The sequence below is a fragment of the Bradyrhizobium sp. cf659 genome, from assembly GCF_900113725.1.
GTDB lineage: Bacteria > Pseudomonadota > Alphaproteobacteria > Rhizobiales > Xanthobacteraceae > Bradyrhizobium.
Genome location: NZ_FOQJ01000001.1, coordinates 95,350 through 109,268 on the forward strand (window position 1 = coordinate 95,350; position 13,919 = coordinate 109,268).

Here is a 13,919-nt window from a genome sequence, read left to right on the forward strand (position 1 = left end):
GTAATCCTCTGTTTACCATTCGATCCCTACCATTCCGGTCATGGAATCGATCCGTCGACAGACCCCGCAGACCGCCCTGATGTCGCTCGAAGCTCAAGCCGCCTCGGCGCGAGGCGGCTTCGCCTGTCTGTTCTCGACCGCAGAGGAATACGAGACGGCGCTGATCACCGAGCGCCGCGCCCAGGGACGCTACACGCAGAGCCGCAGCTATTGGCCGCTCGCGCTGTTCGTCGGTTGCGCGCTCATCGTGGCAGGCACCGTTCTGCTGTTCGCCTGAGAGACCTGCAATTTCCGGCCAGCCAGGGCGCCGTTTCGGCGCCTTTTTCTTTTGGGCGGGGTGCGGTAGACACGCCCATCAAGCAAGAAGGGTGGAAAACCGATGATCACCGAGATCGCGCAAATCGACGTCAAGCCGGGCAGCGAGAAGGATTTCGAGGCCGCCGTGGCCAAGGCCAAGGCCGCGTTCGGCCGCTCCAAGGGCTTTCACGGCTTCGAGCTGCACAAGTCGATCGAGAAGCCGCAGCGCTATCGTCTGATGGTGAAATGGGCGACGCTGGAGAACCACACCGTCGATTTCCGCAGCTCCGAGAACTTCACCGAATGGCGCGGCCTCGTCGGCCAGTATTTTGCCGCGCCCCCCGAGGTCGAGCACACCGAGACCGTGCTGACGAGCTGAGCCGTCTCTATTTCAGGAGAGCATGATCTTGTAGGAAAACCGCGGCACACTTTTCCGGATCATGCTCTAAGCCGCCTCTGCCAGGGGCGGCGCCTCATATGTCTTGAAATGGTCGATCATGACCTTGGCGATGGCGACCAGGGGCAGCGCCAGCGCCAGGCCCCAGATTCCAAAGACGACGCCGAGCAGGATCTGGAACGCGAACAGCGTGGCCGGCGGAATGTCCAGCGCCTGCCGCTGGAGCAGCGGCGTCAGCACATAGCTCTCCATCGCATGCACGCCGAGAAACAGGATCAGCGCGGATAGCGCCGCGATCCAGCCCGAGGCAAGGCTCGCCAGCACCACGACGACGCCGGCGATGATGGCGCCGACGGTCGGGATGAAAGCGAGCAGGCCGGCCTGGATTCCCAGGATGAACGAGCCGGGGATGCCGATGATGGCAAGCCCGATCCAGGTCACCACGCCGACCGCTAGCATGACGATGATCTGCGCGATCAGCCAGCGCTCCAGCGTCTCGCCGATGCCGTCGACGATGAGCGTGGCCCGCGTGCGATGCCTGGCCGGAACGAGGAACAGCAGGCCGTCGTGATAGACGCTGGGCTGGGCGGCGAAGGCCAGCCCCAGAAACAGTACGATGAAGATGTTGCCGACGGCGCTGATGGCCCCGAACAGCAGCTTGAAGGTCTGGCTCACGATCGCCCCGCCGCTGGAAGCGAGGGCGCCTGCGCCCGGCAAACTGCCGCGCGAGGCCGCGTTTGGGGTGGGCGTCGACCCCGCATCGGTGGAGGCGGCGGTTGCCGCACTGCCGAAATCGAAGAAGCTGGTGTCGATGCCGTGGTTATCGAGAAAGGACTTCACGTTGGTGATCTGCGACCTGATGGTCTTGCTGAGCAGCGAGGCCTGTTCGGCGATGGTGGCACCGCCGAGATAGGCGACGCCCGCGAGCATCAGGGCCAGCGCGACGCAGACGATCCCAAGCCGCAGGGTGTGGGGCAGGTGCATGCGGCGGCCGAGCGCGTTGGTCAGCGCGTTGAGGCCGACGCCGAGCAGCATGCCGGCGAAGATCAGGAGCAGGGTGGCGGCAAAATACCAGGTGAAGGCGAGCAGCGCCGTGAACAGCACGACGGCGATGCCGCCGACCGAGATGGCCCAAGCCTGATCGGAGCGGGTCCGGGGTCGTTCATCTCGGGAGATTGTCACGTCGTCTCCTTTTCGGAAGGCCGAAAGGGGCACTCTTTGGCCAAATCTCACCTGGGATCAAGCCGCAGCCATGCACCGGTTTGACGCGTCGGCGGCCTGCTTTGGCCAACGCCGGGGCGCAAAAGGGGGCCACGGCGGCCCCAAGGCGGGCATTTCCGCGAAAATAGCATTGCCGTCCCGCGATCCCTTCTGTTGAATTTGTTCTACCCCAAGGGCATGTTTAGAGAATCTTCTTACGGGGGAGGTCGGAACGGAAGATGAGAAAGCCGGTCGTCGGCGTCATCGGGAATGCCCATCGCGTCGAAAATCGATTTCAGGTCCAGATGGTCGGCGAGCGTAACTTGCGGGCCGTGGCCGAGGTCTCCGGCGGCTTGCCGGTGATGTTTGCGGGCTCGCCCGACATCACCGACATCGGTGCGCTGCTCGATACCGTCGACGGCATCGTCCTCACGGGTGCCCGCGCCAACGTCCATCCGACCCGCTTCAACGTCGACCCTTGCGAGAAGCACGAGCCCTACGACATCCACCGCGACGAGGTGGCGCTGGCACTCTCCGTCGCCTGCGTCTCCCGCGGTATTCCGCTGTTCGGAATCTGCCGCGGCCTCCAGGAGATGAACGTCGCCTTCGGCGGCTCGCTGCATCCCGAGATCCGCGAAATCCCGGGCCGCATGAACCACCGCATGCCCAGACTCGAGAACGGCGAGATCCACCCCGATCCGACCGTGGTGTTCGCCGACCGTCATGACGTCGAGCTGACGCCGGGCGGGGCGTTCGCACGGCTGCTCGGCTGCGAGAGGATCCGGGTCAATTCCCTGCACGGCCAGGGCATTCTCGAACCCGGCAAGCGCGTGTTGGTCGAAGGCGTTGCCGAGGACGGCACCATCGAGGCCATCCGCATTGCGGAAGCCCCGACCTTTGCGCTCGGCGTGCAATGGCACGCCGAATACGATCCCCAGCGCAATCCCATCAACCGGAAGCTGTTCGAGGCGTTTGGCGAAGCGCTGGTGGAGCGGCAGCGCGCGACGGCGTAAATCTCGTTCGTGTCCCCGGACAAGCGAAGCGCAGATCCGGGGCCCACGCCGCTCGGAGGTCCTCATGGGGGGATAGCTCGTTTGGCGAACCGTCAGACCTATTTTCTGGTTTGTATGAACGCTTGCATCTCTTCTGGCGTGAGTTTGCCATCCTTATTGCTGTCCATTGCCTTGAAAATTCGCTCGTGGGCTGCCTGAAACTCTGCCGACGAGATGGCTCCGTCGCCGTCGGAGTCCATGAGCGCAAACATCATGCGGAACATTATGGGAGGCCCCATCGCGTCCACGCCCATCGTGCTGCGCCCTTTCATCGCGGGACCCATCATGTCTCCACCACCCATCATGCGTTGTCGCTCTCCGGACGGGCTTGCGGGGGGCGTCGTTTGCGCGGGTGCCGCTGCTTGGTCCGATCCCGGATGATGGGCCTCGTGATCAGATGCCGTCTGAGCGAACGCGGGATGGTTCAGGGCAGCAAACAACAGCGCTGCAGCAATGGTTGGACGTCGCATGGCTGTTCCTCCGACGTTGATCCGAAATCACAACGATGCCGATCCAGTCCGGGTTCGGCTTGAGGCAAATCAATATGGTGAGTAGGGAGCGCCGCTCGACTTCCTGGGTGAGCCGGTCGCGAACCGGCACCCACGGTTCATGCCGCGCCACAAAGGTCCCGAAATAGCACGTTGGTTCGCCGCCACAGCGGACCGCCTCGATCGTTGCATCACTCGCCGAGGATGGTTGCGATCCCGTGGTAGGCTATCATTTGCCGCGAGGTAGCATGCGGTTCAGCGTATTGTCGCGAAAAACGATATGATGGATCAGAGCTGCGCCCGCATGAAAGAACGCGACGAATACGAGCGCGTGGGCCGCAATCTCGTGGATCTCCTTGGCCGAATGCGCGAAGGCTCTATCCCGTATCCATGGCGACGATATTTCGTAGATGCCGAGCAGCGGCAACGCCTCGCCACGCGCAAACTGCGTAACGATCCCGGTGACCGGAACGACAACGAGCAAGGCGTAGAGCGTATAATGAAAAAGACGGGCGGATGGGTCGGCGAAGGCGCCAAGCCATCTGCGGAATTCGTTTGGCTCGGGAGGCGGCGGCGGAACGGCTGCCCTCCATGCCAGCCGCATGATCAGCGCGGCCAGGATCAACAGGCCGGCGGAAACATGAACAAGCAGGCCTGTCTCGCGAGCGCCACCCTTGGGCAAGTCATCGCCAAATATGCCGAGCGTCCACGCAACGATCACCAGAACTACCGTCGCCCAGTGGAGGAACTGGGGAACAGTACCGTATCGGTCGGGGGAACTCGTCAATTTCGCCTCCCTTCATCTTCGATCCGGTGGCGCGGGCCGCCCCTTCAAAGATCATTGCATCAGAAAAGTCGCGCCGACTCGTTGATCCTCCTCATGGCGCGACCTGTTTCTCGCGCGAGGCGGCACCTTAATAATCCGCCGAGGGTTGCATTTTCGGCACCTGAGACGAGTTCGATTATTACGTATTGCGGTATTGCTCAGCTCGATCTGTTCGCGGCGTCGGGCCGGAGCAGAGTTAAGTGCACTGTCACCGCAGTTGTGGATTTTCAGGACGAGTAAGGCGCCAAGCCGGGTCGAACGCCCTTGGTCAGCGGTTACGCCGCCCGCTCCATCCGCCGCGCGCGATACGCCTGCGGCGACATCAACGTCAGCTTGCGGAACGCCTTGCGAAAGCTGCTCTCGTCTTCATACCCTGTCGTGCGCGCGATGGTCTTGATCGGCTGCGTCGTCGTCTCCAGCAGCGTGCGCGCGTGCTCGACGCGGCGGCGCATGATGAAGGCTTGTGGCGGCTCGTGCGTGAGCTCCTGAAATTTCCGGTTCAGCGTGCGCTCGCTGAGGCCGAGCGCGCCGGCAAGGCGCTTGACCGTCATCGGGCTCCTGCCGGTGCGACGAACCAGCAGGTCGGCCCTGGTCAGCAGCGGGTCCTGCGAGAGCAGGTAGCCCACGGGCATGAAGATCGATTGGGTGCGCTGCGCGGTGTCGATGACGACGTAGTCCGCGCATAGTTTCGCGATCTCCTTGCCTTCGACCATCTCGATCAGCCTGAGCAGGAGGTCGACCCACGACATCGGGCCGGCGGCGCAGACGATGCGGTCCGCGCTGGTGATGACGGCGTCCGGGGCGAGGTCGATCGCGGGATGGCGCTGCCGAAGCTCGCTTTGCAGCCACCAGGTGATGGTGGCGCGGCGGTTGTCGAGCAGGCCAGCTCCGGCGAGCAGGAACACGCCGCTGCAAAAGGCACCGATCAGCCGGCCGTTCGCGTGCTGTTGCCGCAGCCAGGCACCGGCACGGGCATATTGCGGTTGCAGGCGATCGGCCGTGACGTGATCGACGAGGCTGCCGGGGACGAGGATCGCGTCGAAGCCGGCGCGCTTGCCGATCGCGCCGTCGACCGCGACCGTCTGGCCGCCGCCGGCACGCACGGCCTTGCCGTCGAGCGACAGCGTCTGCCAGGTGAAGCGGGATTTTGCGCCGCTCTGCTGCATCACATGATTGGCGAGCGACAGGACGTCGGCGACGCCTGAGATCGCCGAATGCATGCAACCTTCCAGCGCGAGAACTGCGAGCTTCATGGGATCTCCTGGCAGTGGCCGGCCGATCCTATCCGATCGGCGCGGGCGATGCGTGGCGGAAATTGCCCGATCTCTGGCTTATCTGCCACTGCCTTGTCGCGGGCGTCAGGTCCAAATTCGCTCCGTCGTCACACCACATGGAGAAAGACATGCCTTACGTCACCATTTCCACCGTCCGTGGCATCCTGGATGCCGCGCAGAAGAAGACGCTGCTCGAGCGGGTCACCGACCTCCTGGTCGAGGTCGAAGGGCAGGGCAACCCGGATTTCCGCCGCAACGTCTGGGTCAGGATCGAGGAGCAGGAGCCCTCGCACTGGTCGCTCGGCGGCATGCAGCCGACGCGCGAGATCATCGCCGGCACGTTCGGCGCGATCGGGGCGGACGGGGTGCGGATCGCGAGGCCGAAGCCGTAACGGCAAGTCGGGTAGAGCGAAGCGCGGTCGATCGCTCGTGCGGCGGGCGGGATGATGTTCTGCAAAAGCTCTACCCGTCCGGCGTGTGGCCGCCCATCTTCGGCCCCATTGCGCGGTATCGAATGTCGAGCCCGGGAAGCAGGAGGAGAATTCGATGACTAAGGATTCCGTCGCAACAGCACGCCGCCAGCATCGCCGGATATCGGCGCTTGCCATCCCATTGGTTTCCTTCGCGCTCTGGTCGGGTAGCATCGGCGTGGCGGCGCACGCCGCAGAGCCGGGCAAGGACGCTTCGGCTGCCAGCCTGCCGCGCATTCTCGTGCTTGCGACGGGAGGCACGATCGCAGGCCAGGCCGACGCGCGTGCGACCGGAGCCTACAAATCGGGCCAGATCACGGGCGAACAATTGATGCAGTCGGTGCCGGGCCTGGACAAGCTCGCAAAGCTGAACGCCGAACAGATTTCGTCGATCGGATCCCAGGACATGAACGACAAGGTCTGGTTTGCGCTGGCCCGCCGCATCCAGGAGGTCTTCGACAAGAACGAGGCCGACGGCGTCATCATCACCCACGGCACGGATACGCTGGAGGAGACGGCATACTTTCTCGACAATGTGGTACGCGGCGACAAGCCGGTGGTCATCGTCGGCTCGATGCGTCCGGCTTCAGCCGTCAGCGCGGATGGCCCCGGCAATCTGTACGAGGCGGTGCAGGTGGCCGCCGATCCCCGCTCCCGCGGGCGCGGCGTCATGGCCGTGCTGAACGACAAGATCGAGGGGGCGCGCGCGGTCACCAAGACCAACACCACGAGCATCGAGACGTTCAATTCTCCCAACGGCGGGCCGGTCGGCTATGTCGACACCGCGGGCGGCATTCGTTTCATGGCCCAGGCTGCCGGTCTCAAGCGCGCGACCTATCAGCTTCCGGCCGGCGAGCAATTGCCCCGCGTCGAGATCGTCTACTCGCACGCCAACATGGACGCCGTTCCGATCGAGGACGCCATTTCCCACGGCGCCAAAGGCATCGTGCTGGCCGGTGTCGGTGACGGGAATACGTCGAAGCCGGCCCTCGATGCGCTCGAAGCGGCCGCGAAGAAGGGCATCCTCGTCATCCGTTCCACACGGGTTCGGTCGGGCTTCGTCACGCGGAACGTCGAGGTCGACGATGACAAGAATGGTTTCGTCGTCTCCGAGGATCTCAATCCCCAGAAGGCACGCGTTCTCGCCCAATTGCTGATCGCGAGCGGCGTGACGGCTCCGGCCGAGCTCCAGCGGGCCTTCACAGCAACCTGGTAATCGGGCGGTCCGCCGCCATCCTGCGGACTTGCTGATTCCGGTAGCGGTCGATCACAGATGAAAAGGCGCCCGCGAGGGCGCCTTTTGCTTGTCTGGCCTAGATGGCGCGGATCCGGTCAGCCCGAACAGTACAGTCAAGACCCGCACTCATCGTCCCGCCACGGGCCGCCCCCGTCCACTGCATCGCACAATCGCAACTGCGGACGACAAGCCACCGCATTGAGGTTTGGGAGACGAACACCATATCTTCGGCAAGGGAGCCCTTGCCGTGCAGACCATAAAGGCGGCCCTCGTTGCGGCGATCGGCATCGTCGCTTTTTCGTCTTGTCTCCTTCCCGGCTCAGCGGAGGAGAATCGCCGTCTTGCACTCACTGTCACGATCGCTGGAGCCGCTGGCCCGGCGTCGGCGAGTTACGTGAAGGAGGCCTTGGTCGAGGCAGGCGAACGACACGCCGAGATCGTGATTCTGAGAATGAATACGCCCGGTGGTCTCAACTCCAGCATGCGCGAGATCATCGCGGATGTGCTCGGCTCGTCCGTTCCCGTCGTCGGCTACGTCGCACCGGCAGGCGCCCATGCGGCGAGCGCCGGGACGTATATCCTCTACGCGACCCACATCGCGGCGATGGCGCCAGGCACCAATATTGGTGCCGCGACGCCGGTGCAGATTGGCGGACCGCTTCCGGGCCTGCCGAGCGGCACACCCGACAAAGACAGCAAGAAGGATGAACCGAAGGACGCGATGACGGCGAAGGTGACGAACGATGCCGTCGCCTTTATCCGTAGCCTCGCCGAACTGCGCGGCCGCAATGCCGAATGGGCTGAGAAGGCGGTCCGCGAAGCCGCCACCCTGTCCGCCAACGGCGCGTTGCAGGCGCACGCCATCGACCTTGTCGCGCGCGATCCGGCCGACTTGCTCAGGCAAATCGATGGTCGCGTGGTCGAGGTCGCGGGCGGCAAGACGCAACGCCTGGCAACGCAGGACGCCGTTATCGAAGTCGTCGATCCCGGGTGGATCTCCCGATTTCTGGCGGTCATCACCGATCCCAACGTCGCGTTCATTCTCCTGATGGTCGGCATCTACGGCCTGATCTTCGAGTTCATGTCCCCCGGTGCGGTCGCTCCGGGAGTGGTCGGGACGATCTGCCTGCTGCTCGGCCTCTACGCCCTCAACCTGCTGCCGATCAATTATGCCGGCCTCGGCTTGATGCTGGTCGGGATCGCGCTCCTCGCCGTCGAGGCGTTCAATCCGACCGTCGTGATCGGCCTTGGAGGCGTCGTCGCCTTTGTGCTGGGCGCCCTCATGCTGGTCAGGGTCGAAGCGCCGGGCTACCGGTTGTCGTGGTCGGTCATCGCCATCGTCGCGGCGATGTTCACAGGTTTCGTTCTGGTCGTGCTCGGCGCGCTTCGGCGCGCCCGCCACGATCCGGCGCGGGTCGGCGCGGCAGCGATGCGCGGCCTGACCGCCGAGGTCCTCGACTGGAACGAGAACGAGGGGCACGTCTTTACGCATGGCGAACGCTGGCAAGCGCGCGGCGCCGACGCCTTCACGCCCGGCGAGAGGGTCGAGGTCGCCAATATCGTCGACTTGACGCTGGTGGTTCGGCGTCCGGGCTCCGCGAGCGGCGAGGGAGGTCAACTCTGATGCTTGAATATTCGATTTACGCAGTGCTTGCGCTGATCGTCATCCTGTTTCTCACCCAGGCCGTTCGCGTCCTCAGGGAATACGAGCGCGGCGTTATCTTCACGCTCGGCCGCTTCACCGGGGTGAAGGGGCCGGGCCTCGTTATCCTCATTCCGGTTGTGCAGCAGCTCGTCAAGCTCGATCTCAGGGTGATGGTGCAGGTCGTGCCGCCCCAGGACGTGATTTCGCGCGACAACGTCTCGGTCAAGGTCAATGCCGTTCTCTACTTCCGCATCGTCGATCCCGAGCGCGCCATCATCAAGGTCGGCGACTACATGGTCGCGACCAGTCAGCTCGCCCAGACCACGCTGCGCTCGGTGCTTGGCAAGCACGAACTCGACGAGATGCTCGCCGAACGCGACCGGTTGAACGCCGACATCCAGGAGATTCTCGACAAGCAGACCGATGTCTGGGGCATCAAGGTCACCGGAATCGAGATCAAGGACGTCGATATCAACGAAACCATGGTGCGCGCGATCGCCAAGCAGGCCGAGGCGGAACGGCTGCGGCGCGCGAAGGTGATCAACGCGATGGGCGAACAGCAGGCCGCCGAAAAGCTCGTCGAGGCCGGCCGGATTCTCGCGCAGGAGCCGCAGGCAATGCAGCTACGTTACTTCGCGGCTCTGCACGACATCGCGGGCGAGCGGTCGTCGACCGTCGTGTTTCCGCTGCCAACCGGCCTGCTCGATCATTTGATGCCGCGGCGTGAGAATCCGTAGCCGGAAGGTCTCACGCTCTCAAAACGAAAAGGCGCCCCTCGCGGAGCGCCTTTTGCTTGTCGCATACAGTCGGGCCGATCAGCCCGAATAGTACATATCGAACTCGACCGGGTGCGGGGTCATTTCGAAGCGCTCGACTTCGGTCATCTTCAGCTCGATGTAGCTGTCGATGAAGTCGTCGTCGAACACGCCGCCGGCCTTCAGGAAGGCGCGGTCCTTGTCGAGGTTTTCCAGCGCCTCGCGCAAGCTGCCGCACACCGTCGGGATCTGCTTCAGCTCTTCCTTCGGCAAATCGTAGAGGTCCTTGTCCATCGCCGGACCCGGATCGATCTTGTTCTTGATGCCGTCGAGGCCGGCCATCAGCATCGCGGCGAAGCCGAGATAGGGATTGGCGAGCGGATCGGGGAAGCGCACCTCGACGCGCTTGGCCTTCGGCGAAGCGGTGTAGGGGATGCGGCAGGAGGCCGAACGGTTGCGCGCGGAATAGGCGAGCAGCACGGGAGCCTCATAGCCCGGGACCAGACGCTTGTAGGAGTTGGTCGACGGGTTGGTGAAGGCGTTGATCGCCTTGGCATGCTTGATGATGCCGCCGATATAGTGGAGGCAGGTCTCCGACAGGTCGGCGTACTTGTTACCGGCGAACACCGGCTTGCCGTCCTTCCAGATCGACTGGTGCACGTGCATGCCCGAGCCGTTGTCGCCATAGACCGGCTTCGGCATGAAGGTGGCGGTCTTGCCGTAGATGTGCGCGACCTGGTGGATGCAGTACTTGTAGATCTGCAGATGGTCGGCCATCAGCGTCAGCGTGTCGAACTTCATGCCGAGCTCGTGCTGGGCGGAGGCGACCTCGTGGTGATGCTTCTCGACCTTGACGCCCATCTTGGCCATGGCGCCGAGCATTTCCGAGCGCATGTCCTGTACAGAGTCCTGCGGCGGCACGGGGAAGTAGCCGCCCTTGGTGCGGACGCGGTGGCCGAGATTGCCGCCCTCATATTCCGTGTCGGTGTTGGTCGGCAGCTCCGAGGAGTCGAGGCGGAAGCCTGTGTTGTAGGGGCTGGAGGAGAAGCGCACGTCGTCGAACACGAAGAACTCGGCTTCGGGGCCGACGAAGACGGTGTCGCCCACGCCCATCGACTTCACCATGGCTTCCGCCTTCTTGGCGATGCCGCGGGGGTCGCGGTTGTAGGGCTCGCCGGTGGTCGGCTCGAGCACGTCGCAGGTGATGACCATGGTGGTCTCGGCGAAGAACGGATCGATCGTCGCGGTCACCGGATCGGGCATCAGGCACATGTCGGACTCGTTGATCGCCTTCCAGCCGGCGATCGAGGAGCCGTCGAACATCGTCCCTTCGGCAAATATGTCTTCATCGATCATGCTGACGTCGAACGTCACATGCTGCCACTTGCCGCGCGGATCGGTGAAGCGCAGGTCGACGTACTTGACGTCGTTGTCCTTGATCGATTTCAGGACGTCTTTGGCGGTCTTCATGCATACCCCTTTTGGCTCTGCGGGTCGGTTTCCAGATGAGCAGGATTATTCTCGCTTTTGGCGAGTTCGCGCGCGACCGCACAAACGAATTCAGGCCGCCGAAGCAGCCTTATTTCTTGTCAGAGTGTCGCAAAATGCGGGATAGCACCCGGCTCAGATAGCGTCCAGCCCGGATTCGCCGGTTCGGATGCGGATCGCCTCTTCGATGTTGGAGACGAAAATCTTGCCGTCACCGATGCGACCGGTCTGCGCAGCGCGGCGGATCGCGTCGATGGCACGCTCGACCAGATCGTCGCCGATCACGATCTCGATCTTCACCTTCGGCAGGAAGTCGACGATGTATTCTGCGCCGCGGTAGAGTTCGGCGTGCCCCTTCTGCCGGCCAAAGCCCTTGGCTTCGGTGACGGTGATGCCCTGAAGGCCGACTTCCTGAAGCGCTTCCTTCACCTCGTCGAGCTTGAACGGCTTGATGATGGCTTCGATTTTCTTCACTGCGCGCCTCCCGGCATTCGATCAAATAGCAACGTCTTCGTCAGGATGCGCTTTTCTCACGCACGATCTTGTCTTCGCTATGCCGGGACCCCTGACCAGTCCGGCACCAACGGCCGGTCACACCCTGATAGACGTCAGTGAGCACGACGAACCGAAGCGGCTTCCTCGAAAGCAGGGTCTATGCCAAGTTGCAAATGCCCTGATTATTGGAGCGTTATCAGCCTTTTAACGAGCATCTCTGATAGGTGGAGCCGACCGGCCCAAAATACCGAAGACTACGAAATAGGCAAACGGTTCAATATATATGCAGATCGGTGTTCCGCCGGTCGGATCGGCATGGAAGATGCCTGTTGAAGAGGCGTTTGTACAGGGAAGTGGCATGGAAGTTCTGACCAACGCCGAAATGCAGCGCGCCGACCAGCTTTCGATCGCGGCCGGCACGCCCGGCTTCAAGCTGATGCTGAGCGCGGGCCAGGCGGTCGCCGAGGCCGCCAATGCGCTGGTGGAGGAGGGGCCGATCCTGATCGTGGCCGGCCCCGGCAACAATGGCGGCGACGGTTTTGTCGCGGCCGCCGAGCTCGCCGCCCAGGGCCGCGAGGTCTCGGTGATCCTGATGTGCGAGCGCGACCAGCTCCAGGGCGACGCGGCCTCCGCCGCGCGCGGCTGGAAACACCCGGTGCTCCCGTTCAATCCGCAGGCGATCGGAAAGCCTGCGTTGATCATCGATGCGCTGTTCGGCGCGGGCCTCAGCCGCTCCGTCGACGGCGAGGCGCGCGCGATGATCGAGGCGATCAACGCCAACGGCGCCTTGGTGCTTGCGGTCGATCTGCCGAGCGGCATCAACGGCACCAGCGCCGCCGTGCTGGGCGCTGCGGTCAACGCCACCGAGACCGTCACCTTCTTCCGCAAGAAGCCGGCGCACCTGCTGCTGCCGGGGCGGATGCATTGCGGCCGCGTCCGCGTTGCCGACATCGGTATCGATGCACAGGTGCTGGACGAGATCAGGCCGCAGACCTTCGAGAACGATCCGGATTTCTGGGGCGCGGCCTTTCCGGTGCCGCGGATCGACGGCCACAAATATGCGCGAGGGCACGTGCTGGCGGTCTCGGGCGACGCAGCCGCGACCGGCGCGGCGCGGCTCGCCGCGCGCGGCGCGTTGCGGGCCGGTGCCGGGTTGGTGACGCTGGCGAGCCCGCGCGATGCGCTCGCGATCAATGCGGCCGTGCTGACCGCGGTGATGGTTCGTCCCGTCGACACCGCGATCGAGTTTGGCGAGCTGCTCGGCGACAAGCGCTACAACACCTGCATCATTGGCCCCGGCGCGGGCGTCGGCGACCGCACCTGCGATTTCGTCCACACGGCGCTTACCGCGCAACGGCACCTGGTGCTGGACGCGGATGCGCTGACGAGCTTTGCCGCGAATCCCGAGCGCCTGTTCGAATCGATCAAGTCCTCGCAGGACAGTGCGGTGGTGCTGACGCCGCACGAGGGCGAGTTTCCGCGCCTGTTCTCCGATCTCAGCAACAAGCATCCCGGCCGCTCCAAGCTCGAGCGCGTCCGCGCCGCCGCCGAGCGTTCCGGCGCCGTGGTGCTGCTGAAGGGGCCTGATACCACCATCGCCGCGCCCGACGGCCGCGCCACCATCGCCGCCAACGCGCCGCCCTGGCTGGCCACGGCCGGTGCCGGCGACGTGCTCTCCGGCATCATCGCAGGGCTTTTGGCGCAGGGCGTGCCGGCCTTCGAAGCCGCCAGCATCGGCGTGTGGATGCATGGCGAGGCGGCAAGCGAGGCGGGGCCGGGGCTGATCGCGGAGGACCTGACCGAGACGCTGCCGGCCGTGCACCGGCGGATCTATAATGCGTTGGGGATCGAGTACTAGTGCTGAGGCAGCTCGCGCTCACCGATATGGGCGCGGCCGCGCAGGTCCATCGGATCGCGTTTGACCGGGCAATGCCGCAGCTCGTCGGGCTGCACACGCCGGACATGGATCGCTGGTTCTATCGCGAGCATGTTTTGAAAGCGTGCCGCGTGTGGGGCCGCTTCGACCAGGATGCACTAAGCGGGCTCATTGCCTTCCGCGATGGCTGGGTCGAGCAGCTCTATGTCCTTCCCGCTGCCCAGGGCCGCGGTGTCGGCACCGAGCTCCTCGATGTCGCCAAGCGGGCCTGCGAACGGCTGGAGCTCTGGACCTTCCAGCGCAACGAACGCGCGCGACGCTTCTACGAGGCCCGTGGATTCGCGTTGGTCGAGCAGACGGACGGGGCGCGGAACGAGGAGAAGGAGCCGGACGCCCGCTACGTCTGGACGCGCGCTTAG

15 protein-coding genes are annotated in these 13,919 nt (G+C 64.2%); 9 read left to right on the forward strand and 6 right to left on the reverse strand.

The window, feature by feature from the left end:
- Positions 1 to 40 precede the first annotated feature (40 nt).
- Positions 41 to 277 carry a hypothetical protein gene (locus tag BM118_RS00510; protein WP_092180790.1) on the forward strand — a complete coding sequence of 79 codons (237 nt, stop codon included), beginning with the start codon at positions 41 to 43 and terminating at the stop codon, positions 275 to 277.
- Positions 278 to 379: 102 nt separating this feature from the next.
- Complete coding sequence (locus BM118_RS00515) at positions 380 to 676, forward strand: antibiotic biosynthesis monooxygenase family protein (protein ID WP_092180793.1); 297 nt, start codon at positions 380 to 382, stop codon at positions 674 to 676.
- Between the two features lie 66 nt (positions 677 to 742).
- Here the strand turns inward: BM118_RS00515 and BM118_RS00520 are convergent, their stop codons facing one another.
- Entirely contained in the window at positions 743 to 1,876 is a 1,134-nt protein-coding gene (locus tag BM118_RS00520; protein ID WP_177233903.1) for an AI-2E family transporter, read from the reverse strand.
- 257 nt (positions 1,877 to 2,133) lie between these two features.
- Between BM118_RS00520 and BM118_RS00525 the strand changes: the two genes are divergently transcribed.
- Positions 2,134 to 2,907: a gamma-glutamyl-gamma-aminobutyrate hydrolase family protein gene (locus BM118_RS00525; RefSeq protein WP_092180799.1), complete on the forward strand. Its 774-nt coding sequence runs from the start codon at positions 2,134 to 2,136 to the stop codon at positions 2,905 to 2,907.
- A 98-nt stretch (positions 2,908 to 3,005) separates the two neighbouring features.
- Here BM118_RS00525 and BM118_RS41045 read toward each other — a convergent pair whose 3' ends face one another.
- The 3 genes from BM118_RS41045 to BM118_RS00545 all read right to left on the reverse strand — a co-directional run bounded on the left by BM118_RS41045 (position 3,006) and on the right by BM118_RS00545 (position 5,513).
- The gene (locus BM118_RS41045) at positions 3,006 to 3,416 is read right to left on the reverse strand and encodes an EF-hand domain-containing protein (RefSeq protein ID WP_177233904.1); all 411 of its coding nucleotides are present in this window, start codon (positions 3,414 to 3,416) and stop codon (positions 3,006 to 3,008) included.
- A gap of 247 nt (positions 3,417 to 3,663) precedes the next feature.
- On the reverse strand, positions 3,664 to 4,221 hold the full coding sequence (locus BM118_RS00540; RefSeq protein ID WP_092180807.1) for a cytochrome b: 558 nt from the start codon (positions 4,219 to 4,221) through the stop codon (positions 3,664 to 3,666).
- 314 nt (positions 4,222 to 4,535) lie between these two features.
- Positions 4,536 to 5,513, reverse strand: coding sequence for a GlxA family transcriptional regulator (locus tag BM118_RS00545; RefSeq protein ID WP_092180811.1), 978 nt, complete (start codon positions 5,511 to 5,513; stop codon positions 4,536 to 4,538).
- A 149-nt stretch (positions 5,514 to 5,662) separates the two neighbouring features.
- Between BM118_RS00545 and BM118_RS00550 the strand changes: the two genes are divergently transcribed.
- The 4 genes from BM118_RS00550 to BM118_RS00565 all read left to right on the forward strand — a co-directional run bounded on the left by BM118_RS00550 (position 5,663) and on the right by BM118_RS00565 (position 9,623).
- The gene (locus BM118_RS00550) at positions 5,663 to 5,926 is read left to right on the forward strand and encodes a tautomerase family protein (RefSeq protein WP_092184150.1); all 264 of its coding nucleotides are present in this window, start codon (positions 5,663 to 5,665) and stop codon (positions 5,924 to 5,926) included.
- Between the two features lie 154 nt (positions 5,927 to 6,080).
- Complete coding sequence (locus BM118_RS00555) at positions 6,081 to 7,220, forward strand: asparaginase (protein ID WP_092180814.1); 1,140 nt, start codon at positions 6,081 to 6,083, stop codon at positions 7,218 to 7,220.
- Between the two features lie 268 nt (positions 7,221 to 7,488).
- Complete coding sequence (locus BM118_RS00560) at positions 7,489 to 8,865, forward strand: NfeD family protein (protein WP_092184154.1); 1,377 nt, start codon at positions 7,489 to 7,491, stop codon at positions 8,863 to 8,865.
- Complete coding sequence (locus tag BM118_RS00565; RefSeq protein ID WP_092184152.1) at positions 8,862 to 9,623, forward strand: slipin family protein; 762 nt, start codon at positions 8,862 to 8,864, stop codon at positions 9,621 to 9,623. The genes BM118_RS00560 and BM118_RS00565 overlap by 4 nt, the downstream gene beginning before the upstream one ends.
- 78 nt (positions 9,624 to 9,701) lie before the next feature.
- Here the strand turns inward: BM118_RS00565 and glnA are convergent, their stop codons facing one another.
- The gene (glnA, locus tag BM118_RS00570; RefSeq protein ID WP_011087712.1) at positions 9,702 to 11,111 is read right to left on the reverse strand and encodes a type I glutamate--ammonia ligase; all 1,410 of its coding nucleotides are present in this window, start codon (positions 11,109 to 11,111) and stop codon (positions 9,702 to 9,704) included.
- A 153-nt stretch (positions 11,112 to 11,264) separates the two neighbouring features.
- Positions 11,265 to 11,603, reverse strand: coding sequence for a P-II family nitrogen regulator (locus tag BM118_RS00575; protein WP_007603495.1), 339 nt, complete (start codon positions 11,601 to 11,603; stop codon positions 11,265 to 11,267).
- Positions 11,604 to 11,982: 379 nt separating this feature from the next.
- Here BM118_RS00575 and BM118_RS00580 point away from each other — a divergent pair, with 379 nt between their 5' ends.
- Entirely contained in the window at positions 11,983 to 13,482 is a 1,500-nt protein-coding gene (locus BM118_RS00580) for an NAD(P)H-hydrate dehydratase (protein WP_177233905.1), read from the forward strand.
- Positions 13,482 to 13,919, forward strand: a complete 438-nt coding sequence (locus tag BM118_RS00585) for a GNAT family N-acetyltransferase (RefSeq protein ID WP_092180817.1) — start codon at positions 13,482 to 13,484, stop codon at positions 13,917 to 13,919. Before BM118_RS00580 ends, BM118_RS00585 begins: the two co-directional genes overlap by 1 nt.

Bases quoted from the DNA above. Each gene is read 5' to 3' on its own strand.
- BM118_RS00510 (WP_092180790.1), top strand. From the start codon at position 41: ATGGAATCGATCCGTCGACAGACCCCGCAGACCGCCCTGATGTCGCTC.
- BM118_RS00515 (WP_092180793.1), top strand. From the start codon at position 380: ATGATCACCGAGATCGCGCAAATCGACGTCAAGCCGGGCAGCGAGAAG.
- BM118_RS00525 (WP_092180799.1), top strand. From the start codon at position 2,134: ATGAGAAAGCCGGTCGTCGGCGTCATCGGGAATGCCCATCGCGTCGAA.
- BM118_RS41045 (WP_177233904.1), bottom strand. From the start codon at position 3,416: ATGCGACGTCCAACCATTGCTGCAGCGCTGTTGTTTGCTGCCCTGAAC.
- BM118_RS00545 (WP_092180811.1), bottom strand. From the start codon at position 5,513: ATGAAGCTCGCAGTTCTCGCGCTGGAAGGTTGCATGCATTCGGCGATC.
- BM118_RS00550 (WP_092184150.1), top strand. From the start codon at position 5,663: ATGCCTTACGTCACCATTTCCACCGTCCGTGGCATCCTGGATGCCGCG.
- BM118_RS00555 (WP_092180814.1), top strand. From the start codon at position 6,081: ATGACTAAGGATTCCGTCGCAACAGCACGCCGCCAGCATCGCCGGATA.
- glnA (WP_011087712.1), bottom strand. From the start codon at position 11,111: ATGAAGACCGCCAAAGACGTCCTGAAATCGATCAAGGACAACGACGTC.
- BM118_RS00580 (WP_177233905.1), top strand. From the start codon at position 11,983: ATGGAAGTTCTGACCAACGCCGAAATGCAGCGCGCCGACCAGCTTTCG.